This window comes from Kitasatospora sp. NPDC086791 (genome assembly GCF_040685975.1).
In the GTDB taxonomy this organism is placed as follows: domain Bacteria; phylum Actinomycetota; class Actinomycetes; order Streptomycetales; family Streptomycetaceae; genus Kitasatospora.
The window spans coordinates 114,136-134,800 of record NZ_JBFBOC010000014.1; the positions used below are offsets into that span (position 1 = coordinate 114,136).

The window sequence follows — 20,665 nt, forward strand, 5'->3', positions numbered from 1 at the left end:
GTGCCATGTTGCAGCATGTGCAACGCGGGTTGCACATGCTGGCAGCACGGTTCTAGCATCGGCGCCGGATCACGGTCAACGGAGTCGGCCCGCTCCCCACGGAACGGCCGCAGACGAGGAGCCCAGCAGATGCCGCGACAGGACACCCCGGGCCCGACCCGGCCGGGCCCTCCCCCGACGGCCGTGTGCGTGGGCGAGTCGATGGCCGTCCTGCTCCCGGACCGCCCGGGCCCGCTGGAGTCGGTGGAGAACTTCCGGCTCTCCGTCGGCGGCGCCGAGTCCAACGTGGCCGGCGCGCTGGCCGCGCTCGGCGTGCCGACCGCCTGGATCAGCCGGGTCGGCGCCGACGGCTTCGGCCGGCGGCTGCTCACCGAGGTCGCCGCCCGCGGCGTGGACGTCTCGGCGGTCACGGTCGACCCGGACCGCCCGACCGGCCTCTACCTCAAGGAGGTCGGCGGCAGCACCGGCCGGGATCACGACCTCGGCCCCGGCCGCAGCCGGCTGCACTACCACCGGCGCGGCTCCGCGGCCGCCGCGCTCTCCCCCGCGCTGCTCACCGACCCGGCCGCCGCCCCGCTGCTGGCCACCGCCCGCCTCCTGCACCTGTCCGGCATCACCGCCGCGCTCTCCGACGACTGTCTCGCCCTGCTGCGCGCTCTGCTGGCCGACCACCGCGCGGGCCGGTTGGTCAGCTTCGACCTCAACTGGCGCCCCGCGCTCTGGCGCGACCGCGACCCGGCCGTGCTGCCGCCGCTGCTGGACGCCGCCGACCTGCTGCTGCTCGGCGCCGACGAGGCGCAGGCCGCCTTCGGCACCGGCGACCCCGCCGCCCTGCGCCGCCGCTTCCCCTCGCCCGCCACCCTCGTGGTCAAGGACGCCGACCGGCACGTCACCGCGCTGGAGCGGGACGGTACGGCGGTCACCGAGCCGGCCCTCACCGTCGAGGTGGTGGAGGCCACCGGCGCGGGCGACGCCTTCGCGGCCGGCTACCTGGCCGCCACCGTCCGGGGCCTGGACCAGCGCCGCCGGCTGCGGCTCGGCCACCTGAGCGCCGCCTGCGCGCTCACCGCCCACGGCGACCAGGCCGAGCTGCCACCCGCCGCCGTGGTGACGGCACTGCTCGACGCCTCCCCCGCGGACTGGGCCGCCACCCGGGTCACCGCGGACGGCATCGCCGGCCCGGCCCTGCCCGCCGACCATGCTCACACCCCCGCGCACCCCACCGACCGTGCCCACGCCCCCGCCCCCGCGCACCCCGCCGACCGGACGCCGCCCGCCGACCGGGCCCGGGCACAATGAGCGGGAACCCCAGCCCTCGAAGCGGAGCACGATGAGCCAGACCGTCACCCGCGCCCTGCGCATCCTCGCCCAGCTCGGCGAGGGCGAACGCTCCCTCGACCAGCTCGCCGAGGTGCTCGGCGTCCACAAGACGACCGTGCTCCGACTGCTCCAGAGCCTCGAAGAGGAACGATTCGTCTACCGCGACGCGGCCTACCGCTACCACCTGGGCGCCGGCCTCTTCGCCCTCTCCGGCCTGGCCCTGGAGCAGCGCGGCATCCGCCGGATCGCCGCCCCGCACCTGGCCGAGCTGAACGCCGCCACCGGCCAGACCGTGCACCTGGCCGCGTACGAGGGCGGCGAGGTGGTCTACATCGACAAGTTCGACTCCCGCCACCCGGTCAGGATGTACTCCCGGATCGGCCTGCGCGCCGCCCTGCACAGCGCCGCCGTCTCCAAGGTGCTGCTGGCCGACCTGCCGCTGCCCGAGCGGCGCCGGGTGGTGGCCGGGATCGACTTCACCCCGCACACCGAACGCACCCTCACCACGCCCGAGGCGCTGCTCGCCGAGCTGGAGAAGGTCGGCGCCCAGGGCTGGGCGCAGGACCACGCGGAGCACGAGTCCTTCATCAACTGCGTGGCCGCGCCCGTCCGGGACGCCAGCGGCCGGGTCGTCGCCGCCGCCTCCATCTCCGTTCCGGACGTCGTCCTCCCGTACGAGCAGGTGCTGGACCTCCTCCCGCAGCTGCTCGCCACCGCCCGCGCCGTCTCGGCCGACTGCGGCCGCCCCGACCACCGCTGACGAACCGTCACGATTCGTCGCGAACCCCTACGAACCATTACGAACTGTCACGAGCCCCAAGGAGCCCCATGTCCTCCGAGCACCCCCCGATCGGCGCGAAGGTCGAGATCCGCACCGACGGCGCCCCGGCCCCGGCCTGGATGTTCTCCCAGGGCGTCCGCAAGGGCCCGATCCTGCAGGTCTCCGGCCAGGGCCCGCAGGACCCGGCGACCGGCGAGTACCTCCACCACGGCGACGTGAAGGCGCAGACCCGGCGCACCCTGGAGAACGTCAAGGCCATCATCGAGGCCGGCGGCGCCACCGTCGAGGACGTGGTGATGTTCCGCGTCTACCTCACCAAGCGGGCCGATTTCCCGCTGATGAACGAGGTCTACGCCGAGTTCATCGAGGAGAACATCGAGCCCGGCGGCGTGAAGCCCTGCCGCACCACCATCTTCGCCGAGCTCCCGCAGGAGCCGATGCTGGTCGAGATCGACGCCCAGGCCGTCGTCGCCTGACGCCACCCACATCCGCCACCCCGGAGGGCCCGGACCCGCGTCCGGGCCCTCCGGCACGTCCCGACGCCCGCTTGCCGAACCCTCGCACGAACATTAGGTTAGGCTCACCTAACCAACTGGAGGTCCGCCCATGAGCCTGCCCACCGGCGACACCGAGGTCCCCGAGCCCAGCACCGCCGAACGGATCCGGAGCCTGCTCAGCACGACCTCCTCGCTCGCCGTCCGCGCCCTGGGCGAACACCACGACCTGGACACCCCGGTCTCCGTCCACGGCTCCCGCCTGCGGATGCGCGCCCCGCTGGACGCCCCGCTCACCGTGGCCGCCGCCCACGCCACCGAGGGCCTCGCCGTCGTCCTCGACGTCACCGACGTCTCCCCGGTCGCCGTTCGGGACCGCGTCCGCGCCCGGCTCACCCTGGCCGGCCGACTGCACCTGGCCCACCTCGCCGACGACGGCCTCAGCGTCCACCTGCGCGTCGACGTCGCCCACGCCGTCCTCGCCACCCCGTACGGCACCGGCGCGGTCACCGCCGAGGACCTCGCCCGCGCCACCCCCGACCCGATGGCCCGCCACGAGGCCGCGATGCTCACCCACTTCGCCGACGACCACGCCGACGCGGTCGAGGCCCTCACCCGCCTCCTCGACCCGCCGCTGCTCGCCCGGAACCCGGACGTCCGTCCGCTCGCCCTGGACCGCCACGGCCTGGTGCTGCGCCTGGACCACCCCGACGGCCACCGCGACGTCCGCCTGGTCTTCCCCGAACCGGCCGGCGACACCGAGGACTTCGGGCACCGGATGCACGACCTGTTGACCGCCGCCCACTACGGCCTGCCGGCCCACCGCGGCTGACCCGACACACCCCACCACCTCCACCACCCCCGCCACCCCACCGCCCCGCTCCCCGGAAACGGCAGCGGCCGGCCCGGCTCGCGAGGGAGGTGATTCCCGCGAGCCGGGCCGGCCTGGGCGTGTCCCGCGCCCATGTCCACTGCACGGCGATCACCCGGTCGAGCGGTCACCCGACATGACCATCCCGGAGGATCGATTCGCTCCGCGGCAGCGGTGGTTCCTGAAACCCTGGACCTGATCCCCGGAGGGTCAGAGCGCGACGCCGTGCGCGCGCAGGTAGGCGACCGGGTCGATGTCCGAGCCGTACTCCGAGCCGGTGCGGATCTCGAAGTGCAGGTGCGGGCCGGTCACGTTGCCGGTGGCGCCGGAGAGGCCGATCTGCTGGCCGACGGTGACGGTCTGACCGATCTTCACACCGATCACGGAGAGGTGCGCGTACTCGGCGTAGTGACCGTCGGCGAGCTTGATCTCGACCTCGTTGCCGTAGGCACCGCCGTTGCCGGCCTTGACCACGACACCGTTGGCGACGGCGCGCAGCGGGGTGCCGGTGGAGGCCACGAAGTCCTGGCCGGTGTGGTGGCCGGAGGCCCACATCGAGCCGGCCACGCCGTAGGCGGTGCCGAGCTTCGGGTTGGCCAGCGGCGCGACGAAGCCGGAGGTGGCGGCGACCGGAGCGGCGGTCACGGCCGAAGCCGGAGCGGCGGTCTGAACCTGGGTCTGCACCGGGGCGGCCGGCTTGGCGGCCACGGTCTTGACCTGGGCCTGCGGCTTGGCGGCGACAGCCGGAGCGGCCGGCTTGGCCGGGGCAGCCGGGGCAGCCGGGGCAGCCGGGGCAGTGTCCGCGGCCGGCGCCGCGGCGTGGCCGGCGAAGGTGAGGTGCTGGCCCGGGAAGATCAGGTTCGGGTTGGCGCCGACGACCGAGCGGTTCTGCTCGTACAACGCGTGCCAGCCGCCCTCGACGTGCTTGGCGACGGCGATCTTGGACAGGGTGTCACCGCTGACGACGCGGTAGCTCTCGGACGTGGCGGCCGCGGCGGCCGGAGCGGCCTGCGCGGCCGGCTTGGCGTCAGCGGCACCAGCGGTACCGGCGGTGACGGCGGCAGCAGCCGCGGCGGGCGCGGCCGGGGCGGCCGGAGCGGTGTGCGCCTGGGCGCTCATCGCGGTCACGAGCGGAAGGGCGAAGGAGACACCGGTGACGGCGGTGGCGATGCCGATGCGGGCGGCGCGGGGCAGGGCGATACGACGAGCCTGAGCAGGCATGGAAGTTTCCTCTCCGACGCCTGCGAGGTGAGCTGTCGGGTTCGGGCTGGAGTTGCCCGGCCGCATGCGCGGCTTCACCCCAAGCCGGTCCTGGACGCCCGCGCCCTGAGGCGCGAACTCCGGTCCGGCGACTTACCTGTGGGTCCCCCGCTCCTGCCGTACAGAGTTCAGTTCGAACCACCGGGCAGCGGCAGGACTTGGCGTTCCACCCGGTGGATCCGTCCGGACTGGCCGGGCGGTCGCTGAACTAAAACCCATCCGTTCAGGTGAAGCAATGTCGATCTCTTGAACCCGCAACGACCCCCGGAAGTCCGGTGACCCTCCGAATGGACCACGGCACGGTGTGTACACAATCCATTCACCCCGCGCCACTGATCCACGACCCTGCGCCGAAGTCGGCCACGCCACGCGGTCGCCCGCTCACGCAGCGCCCGCCACCGACACACCCGCCGGTGACCCTTGTCACGTGCGCCCCGCGGGGCGCAGGATCGGGCCGTGGCCACCTCCGAGGCCGGCACCCTGCGCCTGAGCACCGCGCAGGGTCGCTGGGTACTACTGGCGACGGTGCTCGGCTCCAGCATGGCGATGCTCGACGGCACCGTGGTGAACGTCGCCCTGCCCCGGATCGGCGCCGACCTCGGCGCCTCCCTGGCGTCCCTGCAATGGACGCTGAACTCCTATCTACTCACCCTGGCGGGCCTGATCCTGCTCGGCGGCGCGCTCGGCGACCGGTACGGCAGGCGCCGGGTCTTCCTGATCGGCGTGGTCTGGTTCGCCGTCGCCTCCGCGGCCTGCGCCGTCGCGCCGACCATCCAGGTGCTGATCGCCGCCCGCGCCGTCCAGGGCATCGGCGGGGCGCTGCTCACTCCCGGCTCACTCGCCATGCTCCAGGCGGTCTTCCACCCTGACGACCGTTCGGCGGCGGTCGGCCTGTGGTCCGGCCTCGGCGGGGTGTCGGCCGCGGTCGGCCCCTTCCTCGGCGGCTGGCTGGTCGACGGCCCCGGCTGGCGCTGGATCTTCCTGCTGAACCTGCCGCTCGCCGCGGCCGTGATCGCGGTCGCCACCCGGTCCGTACCGGAGAGCCGGGACGAGAGCGCCTCCGGCCGCTTCGACGTGCTCGGCGCGGTGCTCGCCGCGCTCGCCCTCGGCGCGATCACCTACGCCCTGACCGCCGCCGGCGAGGGCGTGTCCGCCACGGTCTGGGCGACCGGGGTGATCGGCGTGCTGCTCGGCGCCGCCTTCGTGGCCGTCGAACGCCGCACGCCCGAACCGATGCTGCCGCTCGGCCTGTTCTCCTCCCGGCTGTTCACCTCCGTGAACCTGGTCACCCTCTGCGTGTACGCGGCGTTCAGCGGCGTCTTCTTCCTCCTGGTGGTGCAGCTGCAGATCGTCGCCGGGTTCTCGCCGCTGCTCTCCGGCTTCGCACTGGTGCCGATCACGGTGCTGATGCTGGCGCTGTCGGCGCGCGCGGGGCGTCTCGGGAAGCGGATCGGCCCGCGGATCCCGCTCACCGTCGGCCCGCTGGTGTGCGCCGCCGGGGTGCTGCTGATGCTGCGCATCGGCCCGGACTCCTCGTACTGGACGGACGTGCTGCCCGCCGTCACGGTGATGGGCTGCGGGATGACCCTGCTGGTCGCCCCGCTGACGGCCACCGTGCTGGCCGCCGTCGAGGTCCGCCACGCGGGCATCGCGAGCGGGGTCAACAACGCCGCCGCCCGCGCGGCCGGTCTGCTCGCGGTGGCCGCCCTCCCGGCGCTGGCCGGGCTGAGCGGCGACGCCTACCGGGTGCCGGCCGCGGTCGACTCCGCCTTCCACACCGCCATGCTGATCTGCGCGGGCCTGCTGGCCGGCGGCGGGCTGATCGCCTTCGCCACCGTCCGGGGCAATGTGCTCGCCCCCGAGGACCACCCGGTGGCCGAGCCGAACTGCGAGTGGATCTGCGGCACCACCCCGCCGCTCGACCCGGGCCACGTCCACACGCACGAGGGCCCCGCCACCGGTCCGGCGGCGGGGCCCTCGCCCGAAAGCTGACACCACGTCAACTCGACTGCGCTTCAGGGAATGCACATCGCACAATGCTCACCACGGGACGCGCGTCAGGCGAAGCGCGTCAGGCGAAGCGCAGCAGGCGAAGCGCAGCAGGCGATCCGCACCCGAGCGCGCGGCTCGCCGAGATCAGAGGATGTCGGCGGGCGCGTACTTGGCGGCCTCCGGGTAGGCGGCCGCGACGGTCTCCACCTGACGGACCACCTCGGCGACCTGGGCGCCGGCCGCACCGGTGAAGGAGAGCTTGTCGGCCAGCAGCGCGTCCAGCGCGGCCCGGTCAAGCGGGATCCGCTCGTCGGCGGCCAGGCGGTCCAGCAGCTCGTTCTCCCGGGCGCCCGCGCGCATCGCCAGCGCGGAGGCGACGGCGTGCTCCTTGATGACCTCGTGCCCGGTCTCCCGGCCGACACCCGCGCGCACCGCGCCCATCAGGACCTTGGTGGTGGCCAGGAACGGCAGGTAGCGGTCCAGCTCGGCCTCGATCACGGCGGGGAAGGCGCCGAACTCGTCGAGGACGGTCAGGAAGGTCTCCAGCAGGCCGTCGAAGGCGAAGAACGCGTCCGGCAGCGCGACCCGGCGCACCACCGAGCAGGAGACGTCGCCCTCGTTCCACTGGTCGCCGGCCAGCTCGCCGGTCATCGAGGCGTAGCCCCGCAGGATGACGGCCAGGCCGTTGACGCGCTCGCAGGAGCGGGTGTTCATCTTGTGCGGCATCGCGGAGGAGCCGACCTGGCCCTCCTTGAAGCCCTCCGTGACCAGCTCGTGGCCGGCCATCAGACGGATGGTCTTGGCCAGGCTGGACGGCGCGGCGGCCAGCTGGACGAGGGCGGTGAGCACCTCGAAGTCCAGCGAGCGGGGGTAGACCTGGCCGACGCTGGTCAGCACGTTGTCGAAGCCGAGGTGCCCGGCGACCCGGCGCTCCAGCTCGGCCAGCTTGTCGGTGTCGCCACCGAGCAGGTCCAGCATGTCCTGGGCGGTGCCGACCGGGCCCTTGATCCCGCGCAGCGGGTAGCGGGCGATCAGCTCCTCCAGGCGGCGGAAGGCGACCAGCAGCTCGTCGGTGATCGACGCGAAGCGCTTGCCCAGGGTGGTGGCCTGCGCGGCCACGTTGTGCGAGCGGCCGGCCATGACCAGCTCGGAGTGCTGGGCGGACAGCTTGGCCAGGCGGACGAGGACGGCCACCGTACGGTCGCGCACGTGCTCCAGCGACTGGCGGATCTGCAGCTGCTCGACGTTCTCGGTCAGGTCCCGGGAGGTCATTCCCTTGTGGATCTGCTCGTGGCCGGCGAGCTCGCTGAACTCCTCGATGCGGGCCTTCACGTCGTGGCGGGTGACCCGCTCACGGGCGGCGATCGAGCCGAGGTCGACCTGGTCGATCACTCGCTCGTAGTCGGCGACGGCGGTGGCGGGCACCTCGACGCCGAGGTCCTGCTGGGCCTTCAGGACGGCGAGCCACAGGTGGCGCTCAAGGACCACCTTGTGCTCGGGGGACCACAGCTGGGCCAGGGTCGCCGAGGCGTACCGGGAGGCCAGGACATTGGGGATCTGGGGCTTCGCGCTCACGCTTCGCAAGAGTAACAGCCGAGGTCACGCCGGGCGGCGGCGGATGGGGTAGGCTGGGTCAATTGAGCGCCTTTCAGATGGCGCACCAGAAACTTCTCACCGCAAGGATATCACAGCTATGGATGGAATTCCAGCGACCACGACGCACTCCGACGACGACCCCGCCGAGGCCCTGCGCACCGAGCAGGCCCGACTCACCGAGCTCTACGCCCGGCTGGACACCGTCCGCGAACGGGCCCAGCGCACCGCCGACGGAGCCCACGACGGAGCCACGCCCGGCGGCACCCACCAGGCCAGGCTGGAGCGCGAGGTGCGCGCCCACGAGGCCGCCCGCCACGCCGCCCGGCTCGACGCCGTCGAACGCGGCCTATGCTTCGGCCGCCTCGACGAACGCGACGGCACCGTCCGCTACATCGGCCGCACCGGCCTGACCGACGAGGCGTACGAACCCCTGCTGCTCGACTGGCGCACCCCCGCCGCCCGCCCCTTCTACACCGCGACCCCCGCCCGACCCGGCCCCGTCGTCCGCCGCCGCCACCTGCACACCCGCGGCCGCACCCTCACCGGCCTGGACGACGAGGCGCTCGACCTCGCCGGGCTGGACGAGTCCGGCCGGCGCGGCCTGGTCGGCGAGGCCGCCCTGTTCGCCGCCCTCGGCCGCGACCGCACCGGCCGGATGAGCAGCGCGGTCGCCACCATCCAGGCCGAGCAGGACCGGGTGATCCGTTCCCCGCTGCGCGGCGCCCTGGTCGTCCAGGGCGGTCCGGGCACCGGCAAGACCCTCACCGCCCTGCACCGCGCCGCCTACCTGCTGTTCACCCACCGCGCCGCACTGGAGCGCCGCGGCGTCCTGCTGATCGGCCCCAACCCCGGCTTCCTGCGGTACATCGACGAGGTGCTGCCCGCCCTCGGCGAGACCGAGGTGGTGCTGCGCACCGTCGGCGAACTCCTCCCCGGCGTCGCCGCCACCGGCACCGACTCCCCCGCCACGGCCGTCGCCAAGGGCGGTCCCTGGATGGCCGGAGTCCTCCGCCGCGCCCTCGCCGCCCACCAGTCGGCCCCCGCCGGAGGCCTCGACCTCGGCGAGGGGCTGACCGTCCCCGCCCGGGCCTGCGTCCAGGCCCTGGACGCCGCCCGCGGCCTGCGGGTCCCGCACAACCGGGCCCGCGCCTTCTACCTGCGCACCCTGCTCGACGCCCTCGCCATCGCCCAGGCGCTCTCCCTCGGCCGCCCGTACGACGAGGAGGAGGCGCACTACGCCCCGCGCGAGCTGTGGGCCCGGGCGGACGTCCGCGCCGCCCTCGACCCGCTCTGGCCCCGCCTCACCCCGCAGCAGCTGCTCGAACGACTGCTCGGCGACGGCGAGTTGCTCGCCGAGGCGGCCCCCGAGCACGCCGCCGCCCTGCTCCGTCCGCCCGGCTCCCCGTGGACGGCCGAGGACGTCCCGCTGCTGGACGAGGCCGCCGAACTCCTCGGCGAGGAAAGGCCGTTCACCGCTCGTTCCGGGGACGCCGCCGACGACGACGCCGAACTCTGCTTCGCCCGGGGCGTGCTGACCATCACCGGGCAGACCGACGACGTCCTGCTGGACTCCGCCGCTCTGGCCGAACGCTTCCGGGACGACGGCCCGTACCGCTCCACCGCCGAACGCGCCGCCGCCGACCGCACCTGGGCGTACGGCCACGTCGTCGTGGACGAGGCACAGGAACTGTCCGCGATGGCCTGGCGTGCCGTCCTGCGCCGGGTGCCGTCCGGTTCCCTGACCATCGTCGGCGACCTCGCCCAGACCGGATCCCCGGCCGGCGCCCGCAGTTGGGCCGCGATGCTCGACCCGCACCTGCCCGGCCGCTGGCGCGAGGAGCGGCTGACCGTCAACTACCGCACGCCGGAGCCGATCATGGCGCTCGCCACCGCCGTCCTGCGCACCGCCGCGCCGGACCAGCAGCCACCCGAGTCCGTCCGGCCGGGCACCGAGCACCCGCGCGCGCTGTCCGTCCCGGACGGCGACTTCGCCGCCGCGCTCGCCCGCCTGCCCGCGACCTCGGGCACCTCGGGTGTCATCGCACCGGACGACCTGGCCGCGGAGCTGGGCGCGCTGACCGTCGCGGCCGCCAAGGGCCTGGAGTTCGACGCGGTCGTGGTGGTCGAGCCGGCCGCCCTCGCCCCGCGCGACCGCTACGTCGCCCTCACCCGGGCGACCCGCTCGCTCACCCTGCTCCACCACCGGCCGCTGCCGCCGGAACTCGCCGGACTGCTCTGACCGCGGCGACCACGGGCGATCACCGGCGACACCACCAGCACCGGCGGCGCGGGCGGCGCGGAACCTACTGCGCGCCGCCCGTCCGGCCGGCCAGCACCGGCAGGACCTGCCCGCAGATCGAGTGCAGGGCGATCCGCTGCTCGTCGGTCATCGCCTCGAAGGCCTGGTGGGTGCGGCCCATCTCGCTGCGGATGCGGTTGAGGATCTCCCGGCCCTCGTCCGTGATGACCACGATCTTCACCCGGCGGTCACCGGCCGCCGCCGCCCGGTTGGCCAGGCCCAGCGACTCCAGCCGGTCCACGATCCCGGTGACGTTCGACGCGTCGCAGCCCAGCCGCCCGGCCAGCGCGCGCATCGGCACCGGCTCCTGCACCGCGCCCAGCGCCTTGGCCTGCGAGGAGGAGAGCCCGTGCCGGGCCGCGGCCGCCGCGAAGTCCTGGAAGTACGCGGCGCCGACGGCGGCCAACGCCTCCATCAGCTCGGCGTTGGTCGGTACGGTCGTCGTCGCTGTCGAACCCATGGGGTCAGGGTACGACCAGGTGCTTCAGCAACTCAAGCTTTGACCGGGGCAACCGTCGGCGAGCCACCTCACACTCCCGCCCGCCGGGGCGCTCGGAGCGTCCGCTCAGAGCACCAACTGGTCGAAGAGCCGCCGCAGCTCCGCGTCCGGGTCGGCGGTCAGCCCGGTGTGCACCGGCCCCGGCTGGACGATCGCGCTGCGCGGCGCGGTCAGCCAGCGGAACCGCTGCCCGGGGCTGTCCCCGGCCGCCGGACCGGCCGGCGGGCCGCCCGCGCAGACCGCCTCGATCCCGTGCAGCGCCCGCCGCACCCCCTGCACGTCCACCACCGGGTCCAGCGCCAGCAGCCGCGCCTGGTCCAGGTGGGTGCGCGCCGCCAGGTGCGCACCCTGCCGGCAGTACAGCAGCACCCCGACGTTGACGCACTCGCCGCGCTCGACCCGCGGCACCGCGCGGATCACGGCGTACTCGTAGTCGTGCAGCTCGACGGTGGCCGGCAGCACGTGCGTCGACGACCCGGTCATGCGGGCACCTCCGGCAGCCAGTCACGCGGACCGGCCAGTCGATCGGTCAGCTGGGAACGGTACGCGGCGCGCACCTCGTCGGGCGAGTCGAAGCCGAACTCGTCCATCAGCCAGACCTCGGGGATCTGCGCCACGGCCGCCTCGACCGCCGCCTCCGCGAGCGGCGCGAGCTCCTTGTCGGCGGCCCCCAGGTCCGGCCGGGCGCCCAGCAGCGCGTGGTCGGAGGCGTCGTACGGGCGGCGCACCCAACCGGCGGCACCGGGCCAGTTGTGGTGGAAGATCAGGCTCGCGCCGTGGTCGATCAGCCGCAGCCCGCCGGTCGCCACCAGCAGGTTGGGATTGCGCCAGGACCGGTCGACGTTGCCGATCAGCGCGTCGAACCAGAGCACCCGGCCCGCGAGTTCGGGATCGACCTCGAAGCAGAGCGGGTCGAAGTTGAGCGCACCGCTGACGAAGGCCATCCCGAGGTTGGTCCCGCCGCTGGCCCGCATCTGGTCCTGGATCTGGTGGTCCGGCTCGCTGCGCGCGAGCACCGGGTCCAGGTCGACGGTCACCAGCTCCGGCACCGGCAGCCCGAGCCGCCGCGCCAGTTCCCCGGCCAGCACCTCCGCGACCAGGGCCTTGCGCCCCTGCGCCGCACCGACCCATTTCAGCGCGTAGAGCCGCCGGTCGTCGGCCTCGACCAGGCCCGGCATCGAGCCGCCTTCTCGCAGTGGCGTCACGTACCGGATCGCCGTCACCTCGGGTAGCACGCCCACAGCCTATCGGTGCCGCCGCCCCTTCCTCTCCCACCACGACACCACCCGCCGCTCCGCCCCAATCCCCAACCCCAACCCGCGACCCCAAGCCCCTCCCTCCTCCGCCCCGCCCCGGTGGCAGCCCCCGCTGCTCCGTGCGAGTGTGGCGGACAGTAACTGGGGACCTTCACGGCAAAGGGATGAGCGATGGAACGACCTCGGATCCTGATCGTGGGCGGTGGCTTCGCCGGCCTGGAGTGCGCCCGCCGCCTCGAACGCAAGCTGTCACCCTCGGAGGCCGAGATCTCGCTGGTCACGCCGTTCGGCTACCAGCTCTACCTCCCCCTCCTCCCCCACGTCGCCGCCGGCGTCCTCACCCCGCAGTCCGTGGCCGTCTCCCTGCGCCGCTCGCTCCGCCGCACCCACATCGTCCCCGGCGGTGCCATCGGCGTCGATCCGGCCTCCAAGGTCTGCGTGATCCGCAAGATCACCGACGAGGTGGTCGCGCAGAAGTACGACATCCTGGTCCTCGCCCCCGGCAGCGTCACCCGCACCTTCGACATCCCGGGCCTCACCGACTACGCCCGCGGCATGAAGACGCTCGCCGAGGCGGCCTACGTCCGCGACCACGTGATCGCCCAGCTCGACCTCGCCTCGGCCACCCTGGACCAGCGGGAGCGCGAGTCCCGGCTGCAGTTCGTGGTGGTCGGCGGCGGCTACGCGGGCACCGAGACGGCCGCCTGCCTGCAGCGCCTGACCACCGCTGCCACCCACCGCTACCCGCGGCTGGACGCCCGGCAGATCAAGTGGCACCTGGTCGACATCGCCCCGAAGCTGATGCCGGAGCTCGGCGACCCGCTCGGCGACGCGGCCCTGGAGGTGCTTCGGGGGCGCGGCATCGAGGTGTCGCTGGGCGTCTCGGTGGCCGAAGTCGGCGCCGAATCGGTCAAGTTCACCGACGGCCGGGTGCTCCCCTGCCGCACGCTGATCTGGACGGCCGGCGTGGCCGCGAGCCCGCTGATCGGCACGCTGGACGCCGAGACGGTGCGCGGCCGGCTCGCCGTGACGGCGGAGATGCGGGTGCCGCAGTTCGAGGGCGTGTTCGCGCTCGGGGACGCCGCCGCCGTGCCCGATCTGGCCAAGGGCGACGGCGCGGTCTGCCCGCCGACCGCCCAGCACTCCGCCCGGCAGGGCCGCGTGGTGGCGGACAACGTGATCGCCTCGCTCCGCAACCAGCCCCTGGAGCCTTACTACCACAAGGACTTGGGCCTGGTGGTCGACCTGGGCGGCAAGGACGCGGTCTCCAAGCCGATGGGCGTGGAGCTGCGCGGGGTGCCCGCCCAGCTGGTCGCGCGCGGCTACCACCTGATGGCGATGCGCACCAACGTGGCCAAGTTCCGGGTGGGTGCCAACTGGCTGCTCAACGCGAGCGCCGGGGACGACTTCGTCCGCACCGGCTTCCTGGCCCGCCAGCCCGCCCGGCTGCGTGACTTCGAGTACACCGACGCCTACCTGACGAAGGATCAGGTGCGCGCGCACGCACAGTCCTTGCTCGCCAAGGGCTGATCGCGACCGCACCGCCTCGGCAACAGGCGCACGACGACTCCGGCGTCCCCGCGACCGATCCCGCGGGGGCGCCGGAGCCTGCGGTCACCGCGCGGTCAGGTACATCCCGCTCGCGTCCTGCCCGGCCGTGTTGCGGCACGCGTAGTCACCGCTCGGGCGCCCCCACAGCAGCGTCAGGCAGCGCCCGACCGCCAGCTGGCCGTAGTAGTTGGGGTGCATCGACTCCTGCAGCGCGCCCTGCGTGGAGTTGAGCCCGCCGTCCAGGAAACGCGCCCACTCGCTGGTGGTCGCGGACGGACCGGAGCTCGCGGTCGGCTGCTTGGTGGCCGTCGAGCAGACCTCGCGGCCCTGCAGCATGTCCGACAGGTCCAGGAACTGCGCCCCCTTGGCGGCGGCGACACCGGCCAGCGCCTGGGAGATCTGCGGCACCAGCGAGTCGCGGGCCCAGTCGGCGTCCCCGTCCCAGAACGGGCAGCCACCGGTGTTGGAACGGGTCCAGCCGCTCTCCGGGTACCGCATCTCGGCGCCGCGCGGGATCGGCGACGGGTAGGACTGCAGCACCAGCCGGTAGTCCGACTCCGCGTAGCCCGCACCGGCCATCACGGCACGGATCTCGTCGATCGCCTTGCCGACCCCGGCCATCGCCGTGGGCATCCGGTCGTCGATCTGGGACTGCGCGGAGTCGCGGCAGTACGAGTACCAGATCAGGTAGTCCTGCACGCAGGTGGAGATGACGTCGGCGAAGCCCAGGTCGTTGCCGCCGATCGACAGGGTGATCAGCTTGACGTTGTTCTGCCGTGCCACGCCGGCGAGTTGGTCGGCCTGCGGGGCTTCGCCCTTGTACGACTGGCCGCCGTTGGAGGCGCGGAAGACGTTCGCCGTGACGGCGCCGGAGCAGGCCAGGTTGATCTCGTTCTGGGCGCCGGTCGAGGCGCTGATCACCTCGGCGACGTCGGAGCGGTCGCAGCCGCTCGCCGCCGTCGCGCCGTAGACCCGCGAGGGGTCGTACGAACTGCCGGTCCAGGCCCGGTCGCTGCCGTTGCGGCTGCCGCTGGTGCCGGCCGAGTTGCCCTTCCAGCGGCCGGCCTCGCCGGAGATGTAGCTGTCGCCGAGCGTGACGCTGGCGGTGGGCGCGGAGGGCGCGGAGGCCGGTGCCGCGGAGGCCGGTGCGGCGACGGCCAGACCCGCGACGGCGAGCGGGAGGGCGACGGCTGCGGTGAGCAGCCGTCGTCCGAGTCGAGGCGCGCTGCGGGTGATGCTCGAACAGTTTTCGGGCACGACGGAACTCCTGCGGCTCGGTCTTCCCGTGGATGGGGAACGGGAGGACGCCTGTGTGAGGGTGGGCCGCCGGCCGGTGGCGCGATGAAGATGACATGCCCCCGCCTGTTACCGCTAGGTATCTGCGGCAGGTTTCGCTTTTGTTACCGGCGGGTTCAGACCAGACCGACCGCCGGATCACCGGACGCCGCCCGCGGGTTCACCCCTGCCACACCCGCCGCACCCGTCGCACTCACCACCCCCATCGCGCGAGGCGCCGGGCGTCACACCAGCCGCGATCCGCCCCCGTCCGCCCCCAGCACCGCCGCCAGGTCCTCCGCGAGCGCCCGGGCCTGCGCCGCCTCCAGCCGCGCCGTGGTGAACCGCAGCCCGGGCGGCGACTGGATCCGGTACCGTGCGCCGGGCGACGCGACCCAGCCGCGCTGCACCAGCGCCGCCAGCGCCGAGGTCTCGTCCGGCACCGGCACCCAGACGTTCAGCCCGCTCCGCCCGTGCGCCTCGATCCCGCGCGCCGCCAGCTCGTCCAGCAGCGCGTCCCGCCGGGCCCGGTAGGTCGCGGCCACCAGCGCGACCGGCGCCGCGTCGCCGCGCCACAACTCGGCGACGGTGCGCTGCAGCAGGTGGCTGACCCAGCCGGCGCCCAGCCGCAGCCGCCCGGCCACCCGTCCGATCGTCTCCGCGTCACCGACCGCCACCGAGACCCGCAGGTCGGGCCCGTACGCCTTGGCCGCCGAGCGCACCACCGCCCAGTGCCGCGACCCGGCGCCGACCAGCGGGTGGTACGGCTGGTCGACCATGCCGTGCCCGTGGTCGTCCTCGATCAGCAGCACCCCGGGGTACTCGGCCAGGACGGCCTTCAGCTCTTCGGCCCGGCGCGCGGTGAGCGCCGCGCCGGTCGGGTTCTGCGCCCGGCTGGTGACCACCACCGCCCGGGCCCCCTCGGCCAGTGCCGCCGCGAGCGCCGCCGGCAGCGGGCCCTCGTCGTCCAGCCGGACGGGCAGCTGCCGGAGGCCCATCGCGGGCAACAGGTCGAGCAGGCTGCCCCAGCCCGGGTCCTCGACGGCCACCGCGTCGCCGGCCCGCAGCCGGGCGCCGAGGATGCGTTCGACGGTGTCGAGCGAGCCGGAGGCGACGACGACCGGGCCGCCGGGCAGACCGTCGGCCTCGAAGGAGGCGCGGGCGAGCGCGAGCAGGTCCGGGTCGACGGCGGGGTGTCCGTACAGCACCGGCTCGGCGCGGGCGGCCCCGGCGGCGGCGGCGAGGGCGAGGCCGAGGTCGGGCAGCAGCGCCGGGTCGGGGTTGCCGGTGGAGAGGTCCCGGGCGTGCGGGGGGACGGGGATGCGGATCTGGTCGCGCGGGGTGAGCGCGGGCCTGGGGAGGATCCGGCTGCCCTTGCGGCCGGCCGTCTCGATCACGCCGCGGTCGCGCAGCAGGCGGTAGGCGGCGGCGACGGTGTTGGGGTTGACGCCGAGTTCGGCGGCGACGTCGCGCAGCGGAGGCAGCGCGGTTCCGGGGGCGAGCAGTCCGCTGCTCACGCCCTGTTCGATGTGCGCCGCGATTTCGCTGGCGCGTCGCCCTTTCAGCGGATAGTCTCCTAGCACAAAGCAAATTATGCACTAGTACATAGAGGATGTCATGTCAGGCACCCCGTCAGACACCCCCGAAGGCTCGCCGGCCTACTCCCGCACTCCCAGGACCACCCCCACCCGCTACCGGGACCGGGCCACCTGGGAGCAGGAGGCGATCCACGCCATCCTCGACAGCGCCTACGTCTGCCACCTCGGCTTCGTCGCCGACGGCGCCCCCGTGGTCCTGCCGACGATCTACGCCAGGGTCGGCAGCCGGCTCTACGTGCACGGCTCCACCGGCAGCCGCCCGATGCGCGGCGCCTCCGGCGAGCAGGGCATGCCGGTCTGCGTCACCGTCACCCAGGTCGACGCGCTGGTGCTGACCAAGTCCGCGTTCAACCACTCGGTGAACTTCCGTTCGGTCGTCGCCCACGGCACCGCGCACCAGGTCACCGACCCGGAGGAGTTGGACGTCGCGCTGGCCGCCCTGGTCGACCAGGCGGTACCCGGCCGCTCCGCCGAGGTCCGCCCGGCCAACGCCAAGGAGCTCGCCGCGACCGCCGTCCTCCGGCTGGAGCTGGACGAGGTCTCGGCCAAGACCCGGGCGGACGGCGCCGAGGACGACCCGGAGGACGCCGACCTGCCGCACTGGTCCGGCCTGATCCCGGTCATCACCGTGCACGGCACCCCCGTTCCGCACGACGACCGCACCGCAATGCTCCCCGCGCACCTGCGCGACTACCCCCGCTGACGAGGACCGCCCCGATGCTGATCAGGTCCTGGGACCGCGGCGACGAGGAGGAGTGGCGCGCCTGGCTGGCCGAGGGCCGCGACTTCGGACTGCTCGCCGCCAACGGCGCCCCGGGCGAGGGCCCGGTGCTCGTCCCGACGCACTTCCTGCTGGACGCCGGGCGCGGCGAGATCCTGCTCCACCTCGCCGCGCCCAACCCGCTGCTGGCCGCCGTCCGGGCCGACCCCCGGGTCACCCTCGCGGTCACCGACGGCTACGCCTTCGCCCCTGGCCACTGGCGCGGCGCCCCCGGCACGCCGACGAGTTACTACGCCTCGGTCCACTTCCACTGCACGGCCGAGGTCGTGGAGTCCGCCGCCGGCAAGGCGGAGATCCTCAACCGCCAGCTGGCGCACTTCCAGCCCGAGACGCCGGAGGTCCGAGTGGTGCCCGGCGAAGGGGAGTTGGCCCGTCAGCTGCCCGGCCTGCGCGGGCTCCGGCTGACCGTGGACGAGGTGCGGGCCAAGTTCAAGTACGACGACAAGAAGCCCGCCGAGGCGCAGTACGCGATGGCCGACCGCCTCGGCGAGCGCGCGGACGACGGCGGGCGCGGCCGCGACCAGTACGCCGCCGCCCGCACCCAACTGCTCCGCCGTCACCAACGGCGCACGCCCGCGTCGCACGCCCCCACCGCGGGCACCGGCACCCCGCACGCCCCCACCGCGAGCACCAGCACCCCGCACGCCACCGCACCACCCAGCACCGCACCGCACGCCGCCGGCTGACCCCGCGTCACCCGATCGGCCGCGAACGCGGGCAGGTCGAGCCCGGCGCTGCTCGAATGTGAGACGAGCCCTGCCCACTCGGCGTCAGAGCGGGCCCGTCCACCCCGGGAGCGCGCGTGTCCTCAGTCAACGGCCAGCGGGTGTCCGGCGAAGCCCACCTCGGTCACGTGGTCTTCATCTCGGCGGCCGCCGCGATGGGCGGCTTCCTGTTCGGCTACGACAGCGCGGTGATCAACGGCGCGGTGACGGGCATCCAGAAGCACTTCCAGGTGGGCAACGGCACCACCGCCTTCGTGGTGGCGATCGCCCTGCTCGGCTCGGCCGTCGGCGCGGTGATCGCCGGCCGGCTCGCCGACCACCTGGGCCGGGTGCGCACGATGCTGCTGGCCGCCGTGCTGTTCGCGGCCAGCGGCATCGGCTCGATGTTCCCGCCGAACATCGAGGCCCTCGCCTGCTGGCGCGTGGTCGGCGGCATCGCGATCGGCATCGCCTCGGTGATCGCGCCCACCTACATCGCCGAGGTCGCGCCGACCGCCTACCGCGGCCGGCTGGCCTCCTTCCAGCAGATGGCGATCGTGCTCGGCATCACCGTCTCCCAGCTCGCCAACTGGGCGCTCAACCAGGCCGCGGGCGGCGAGTCCACCGGCCACCTCGGCGGCATCCAGGCCTGGCAGTGGATGCTCGGCGTGGAGACCATCCCCGCCCTGGTGTACGGCCTGATGGCGCTCTCCATCCCGGAGTCGCCGCGCTTCCTGATCGCCGACCACCGCGAGGCGCAGGCCCGCGAGGTGCTGGTCGAGGTCGAGGGCGAGGCCGTGGACCTGGACGCCCGGGTGGCGGAGATCCGCGAGGTGCTGGAGTCCGCCCACAAGCCCCGGCTCAAGGACCTGCTCGGCGGCCGCTTCGGCCTGCTGCCGATCGTCTGGGTCGGCATCGGCGCCTCGGTGTTCCAGCAGTTCGTCGGCATCAACGTGATCTTCTACTACTCGTCCTTCCTCTGGCAGTCGGTCGGCATCAACGAGTCCAACTCGCTGCTGATCAGCCTCTCCACCTCGATCATCAACGTGATCGGCACGGTGATCGCGATGGTCCTGGTGGACCGGATCGGCCGCAAACCGCTCGCCCTGGCCGGCTCGGTCGGCATGGCCGCCTCGCTCGGCACCGCCGCCTGGGCGTTCTCCTTCCGGCAGGGCAGCGGCGACACCGCCACCCTGGACAACACCCACGCCACCGTCGCCCTGGTCGCCGCGCACGTCTTCGTGTTCTGCTTCGCCTTCTCCTGGGGCGTCGTGGTATGGGTCCTGCTCGGCGAGATGTTCCCCAACCGGATCCGCGCACTCGCCCTGTCCGTCGCCGCCTCGGCCCAGTGGATCGCCAACTGGGCGATCACCGTCAGCTTCCCGGACCTCGCCGACTGGAACCTCTCGGCGACGTACGTCATCTACGCGGTCTTCGCCCTGCTCTCCATCCCGTTCGTGGCCTTCTGCATCAAGGAGACCAAGGGCCGCGCCCTGGAGGAGATGGGCTGACCGCGCCCGTCCCACCGAACCCCGCCGCACGCGGCCCGACCCACGGAGAGGAAGCCATGCCTGATCAGGGCGGCTCCCGACAGAACGTCACCTTCCCGAGCAACGGCCGCACCGCGCACGGGTACCTGGCCCACCCGCCGCAGGGCACCGGGCCCGGCCTGGTGGTGGTGCAGGAGTGGTGGGGGCTCACCTCGCACGTCGCCACCGTGGCCGACCGCTTCGCCGCCGAGGGCTTCACCGTCCTCGCCCCCGACCTGTTCGGCGGCGCGACCACCCACGACCCCGCCGAGGCGGTCCGGCTCATCCGCGAACTCCCGGTCGAGCGGGCCGTCGAGGACCTCTCCGGGGCCGTCGACCACCTGCTCTCGCTGGACGGCGTGGTCGGCGACGCCGTCGGGGTGGTCGGCTTCTGCATGGGCGGCGGCTTCGCCCTGCTGCTGGCCGCCCGGGCCGGCGACCGGGTGGCCGCCGTGGTGCCCTTCTACGGCCTCCCGCCCGACCCCGATTTCGACTACCGCGGCCTGACCGCCCACGTCCTCGGCCACTTCGGCGAACTGGACGGCTCGATCCCGATGGCCGCCGTGGACGAGGCCGCGATCCGGATCGGCGAGGCCACCGACATCCGCCCCGAGATCCACTTCTACCCGGCCGGGCACGCCTTCATGAACGACGAGGACCCGCTCGGCACCTACGACCCCCTCCAGGCCCGGATCGCCTGGCGCCGCACCCTCACCTTCCTCTGGGGCCACCTCGGCTGACGGACCGGCCCGCCACCGGGCCCGCGCCGTGAGCGCCCCGTGCGCCCCGCGTGCCCCGCGTGCGCCCGCCGGTGAGCAACCACCGGGACGGACGGGGCGTCCGAGCAGGTAGCAAACAC

At 73.9% G+C, this 20,665-nt stretch carries 18 protein-coding genes and 1 riboswitch; of the genes, 11 read left to right on the plus strand and 7 right to left on the minus strand.

All coding sequences use genetic code 11. From position 1 onward, the window contains the following. Positions 1–129 precede the first annotated feature (129 nt). From AB0Q99_RS20475 to AB0Q99_RS20490, 4 genes are all read left to right on the plus strand, one after another. Positions 130–1,299, plus strand: a complete 1,170-nt coding sequence (locus tag AB0Q99_RS20475; protein ID WP_363573746.1) for a sugar kinase — start codon at positions 130–132, stop codon at positions 1,297–1,299. A gap of 31 nt (positions 1,300–1,330) precedes the next feature. After that, entirely contained in the window at positions 1,331–2,080 is a 750-nt protein-coding gene (locus AB0Q99_RS20480) for an IclR family transcriptional regulator (protein WP_363573748.1), read from the plus strand. Positions 2,081–2,148: 68 nt separating this feature from the next. Then, entirely contained in the window at positions 2,149–2,577 is a 429-nt protein-coding gene (locus AB0Q99_RS20485; protein WP_363573750.1) for a RidA family protein, read from the plus strand. Between the two features lie 130 nt (positions 2,578–2,707). Further along, positions 2,708–3,427: a DUF2470 domain-containing protein gene (locus tag AB0Q99_RS20490; RefSeq protein ID WP_363573752.1), complete on the plus strand. Its 720-nt coding sequence runs from the start codon at positions 2,708–2,710 to the stop codon at positions 3,425–3,427. Positions 3,428–3,676: 249 nt separating this feature from the next. On the opposite strand, the gene AB0Q99_RS20495 is transcribed toward AB0Q99_RS20490, so the two are convergent. After that, on the minus strand, positions 3,677–4,687 hold the full coding sequence (locus AB0Q99_RS20495) for a LysM peptidoglycan-binding domain-containing M23 family metallopeptidase (RefSeq protein WP_363573754.1): 1,011 nt from the start codon (positions 4,685–4,687) through the stop codon (positions 3,677–3,679). Between the two features lie 2 nt (positions 4,688–4,689). Continuing rightward, positions 4,690–4,870: riboswitch (cyclic di-AMP (ydaO/yuaA leader) on the minus strand. A 312-nt stretch (positions 4,871–5,182) separates the two neighbouring features. Here AB0Q99_RS20495 and AB0Q99_RS20500 point away from each other — a divergent pair. Beyond that, positions 5,183–6,718 (plus strand): MFS transporter, encoded by a 1,536-nt coding sequence (locus AB0Q99_RS20500; RefSeq protein WP_363573756.1) that lies wholly within the window; start codon positions 5,183–5,185, stop codon positions 6,716–6,718. A gap of 144 nt (positions 6,719–6,862) precedes the next feature. On the opposite strand, the gene purB is transcribed toward AB0Q99_RS20500, so the two are convergent. Continuing rightward, positions 6,863–8,293, minus strand: a complete 1,431-nt coding sequence (gene purB / locus AB0Q99_RS20505) for an adenylosuccinate lyase (RefSeq protein ID WP_363573758.1) — start codon at positions 8,291–8,293, stop codon at positions 6,863–6,865. A gap of 118 nt (positions 8,294–8,411) precedes the next feature. On the opposite strand from purB, the gene AB0Q99_RS20510 reads away from it, so the two are divergent. Further along, positions 8,412–10,553, plus strand: coding sequence for an AAA family ATPase (locus tag AB0Q99_RS20510; RefSeq protein WP_363573760.1), 2,142 nt, complete (start codon positions 8,412–8,414; stop codon positions 10,551–10,553). 64 nt (positions 10,554–10,617) lie between these two features. Here AB0Q99_RS20510 and AB0Q99_RS20515 read toward each other — a convergent pair whose 3' ends face one another. The 3 genes from AB0Q99_RS20515 to AB0Q99_RS20525 form a co-directional block, all read right to left on the minus strand. Further along, the gene (locus AB0Q99_RS20515; RefSeq protein ID WP_363573762.1) at positions 10,618–11,073 is read right to left on the minus strand and encodes a MarR family transcriptional regulator; all 456 of its coding nucleotides are present in this window, start codon (positions 11,071–11,073) and stop codon (positions 10,618–10,620) included. A 105-nt stretch (positions 11,074–11,178) separates the two neighbouring features. Continuing rightward, positions 11,179–11,595, minus strand: coding sequence for a DUF3037 domain-containing protein (locus tag AB0Q99_RS20520; RefSeq protein WP_363573764.1), 417 nt, complete (start codon positions 11,593–11,595; stop codon positions 11,179–11,181). Beyond that, entirely contained in the window at positions 11,592–12,347 is a 756-nt protein-coding gene (locus AB0Q99_RS20525) for a HipA family kinase (RefSeq protein WP_363573766.1), read from the minus strand. The genes AB0Q99_RS20520 and AB0Q99_RS20525 overlap by 4 nt, the downstream gene beginning before the upstream one ends. A 192-nt stretch (positions 12,348–12,539) precedes the next feature. Here AB0Q99_RS20525 and AB0Q99_RS20530 point away from each other — a divergent pair, with 192 nt between their 5' ends. Next, entirely contained in the window at positions 12,540–13,898 is a 1,359-nt protein-coding gene (locus AB0Q99_RS20530) for an NAD(P)/FAD-dependent oxidoreductase (RefSeq protein ID WP_363573767.1), read from the plus strand. Positions 13,899–13,982: 84 nt separating this feature from the next. Here the strand turns inward: AB0Q99_RS20530 and AB0Q99_RS20535 are convergent, their stop codons facing one another. Then, positions 13,983–15,176, minus strand: coding sequence for a GDSL-type esterase/lipase family protein (locus tag AB0Q99_RS20535; protein ID WP_363573769.1), 1,194 nt, complete (start codon positions 15,174–15,176; stop codon positions 13,983–13,985). A 263-nt stretch (positions 15,177–15,439) separates the two neighbouring features. After that, the gene (locus tag AB0Q99_RS20540) at positions 15,440–16,777 is read right to left on the minus strand and encodes an aminotransferase class I/II-fold pyridoxal phosphate-dependent enzyme (protein ID WP_363573771.1); all 1,338 of its coding nucleotides are present in this window, start codon (positions 16,775–16,777) and stop codon (positions 15,440–15,442) included. Positions 16,778–16,811: 34 nt separating this feature from the next. On the opposite strand from AB0Q99_RS20540, the gene AB0Q99_RS20545 reads away from it, so the two are divergent. From AB0Q99_RS20545 to AB0Q99_RS20560, 4 genes are all read left to right on the plus strand, one after another. Next, complete coding sequence (locus AB0Q99_RS20545; RefSeq protein ID WP_363573773.1) at positions 16,812–17,495, plus strand: pyridoxamine 5'-phosphate oxidase family protein; 684 nt, start codon at positions 16,812–16,814, stop codon at positions 17,493–17,495. A gap of 14 nt (positions 17,496–17,509) precedes the next feature. Next, a complete protein-coding gene (locus tag AB0Q99_RS20550; protein ID WP_363573775.1) occupies positions 17,510–18,259 on the plus strand; it encodes an FMN-binding negative transcriptional regulator in 750 nt (249 codons plus the stop codon). Positions 18,260–18,375: 116 nt separating this feature from the next. Next, positions 18,376–19,788 carry a sugar porter family MFS transporter gene (locus tag AB0Q99_RS20555; RefSeq protein WP_363573777.1) on the plus strand — a complete coding sequence of 471 codons (1,413 nt, stop codon included), beginning with the start codon at positions 18,376–18,378 and terminating at the stop codon, positions 19,786–19,788. A gap of 56 nt (positions 19,789–19,844) precedes the next feature. After that, on the plus strand, positions 19,845–20,546 hold the full coding sequence (locus AB0Q99_RS20560) for an alpha/beta fold hydrolase (protein WP_363573779.1): 702 nt from the start codon (positions 19,845–19,847) through the stop codon (positions 20,544–20,546). The last annotated feature ends 119 nt before the right edge of the window (positions 20,547–20,665 follow it).

Coding starts and splice junctions, on each gene's coding strand:
- AB0Q99_RS20475 (WP_363573746.1), top strand. CDS start 130: ATGCCGCGACAGGACACCCCGGGCCCGACCCGGCCGGGCCCTCCCCCG.
- AB0Q99_RS20480 (WP_363573748.1), top strand. CDS start 1,331: ATGAGCCAGACCGTCACCCGCGCCCTGCGCATCCTCGCCCAGCTCGGC.
- AB0Q99_RS20485 (WP_363573750.1), top strand. CDS start 2,149: ATGTCCTCCGAGCACCCCCCGATCGGCGCGAAGGTCGAGATCCGCACC.
- AB0Q99_RS20490 (WP_363573752.1), top strand. CDS start 2,708: ATGAGCCTGCCCACCGGCGACACCGAGGTCCCCGAGCCCAGCACCGCC.
- AB0Q99_RS20495 (WP_363573754.1), bottom strand. CDS start 4,687: ATGCCTGCTCAGGCTCGTCGTATCGCCCTGCCCCGCGCCGCCCGCATC.
- AB0Q99_RS20510 (WP_363573760.1), top strand. CDS start 8,412: ATGGATGGAATTCCAGCGACCACGACGCACTCCGACGACGACCCCGCC.
- AB0Q99_RS20515 (WP_363573762.1), bottom strand. CDS start 11,073: ATGGGTTCGACAGCGACGACGACCGTACCGACCAACGCCGAGCTGATG.
- AB0Q99_RS20520 (WP_363573764.1), bottom strand. CDS start 11,595: ATGACCGGGTCGTCGACGCACGTGCTGCCGGCCACCGTCGAGCTGCAC.
- AB0Q99_RS20530 (WP_363573767.1), top strand. CDS start 12,540: ATGGAACGACCTCGGATCCTGATCGTGGGCGGTGGCTTCGCCGGCCTG.
- AB0Q99_RS20545 (WP_363573773.1), top strand. CDS start 16,812: ATGTCAGGCACCCCGTCAGACACCCCCGAAGGCTCGCCGGCCTACTCC.
- AB0Q99_RS20550 (WP_363573775.1), top strand. CDS start 17,510: ATGCTGATCAGGTCCTGGGACCGCGGCGACGAGGAGGAGTGGCGCGCC.
- AB0Q99_RS20560 (WP_363573779.1), top strand. CDS start 19,845: ATGCCTGATCAGGGCGGCTCCCGACAGAACGTCACCTTCCCGAGCAAC.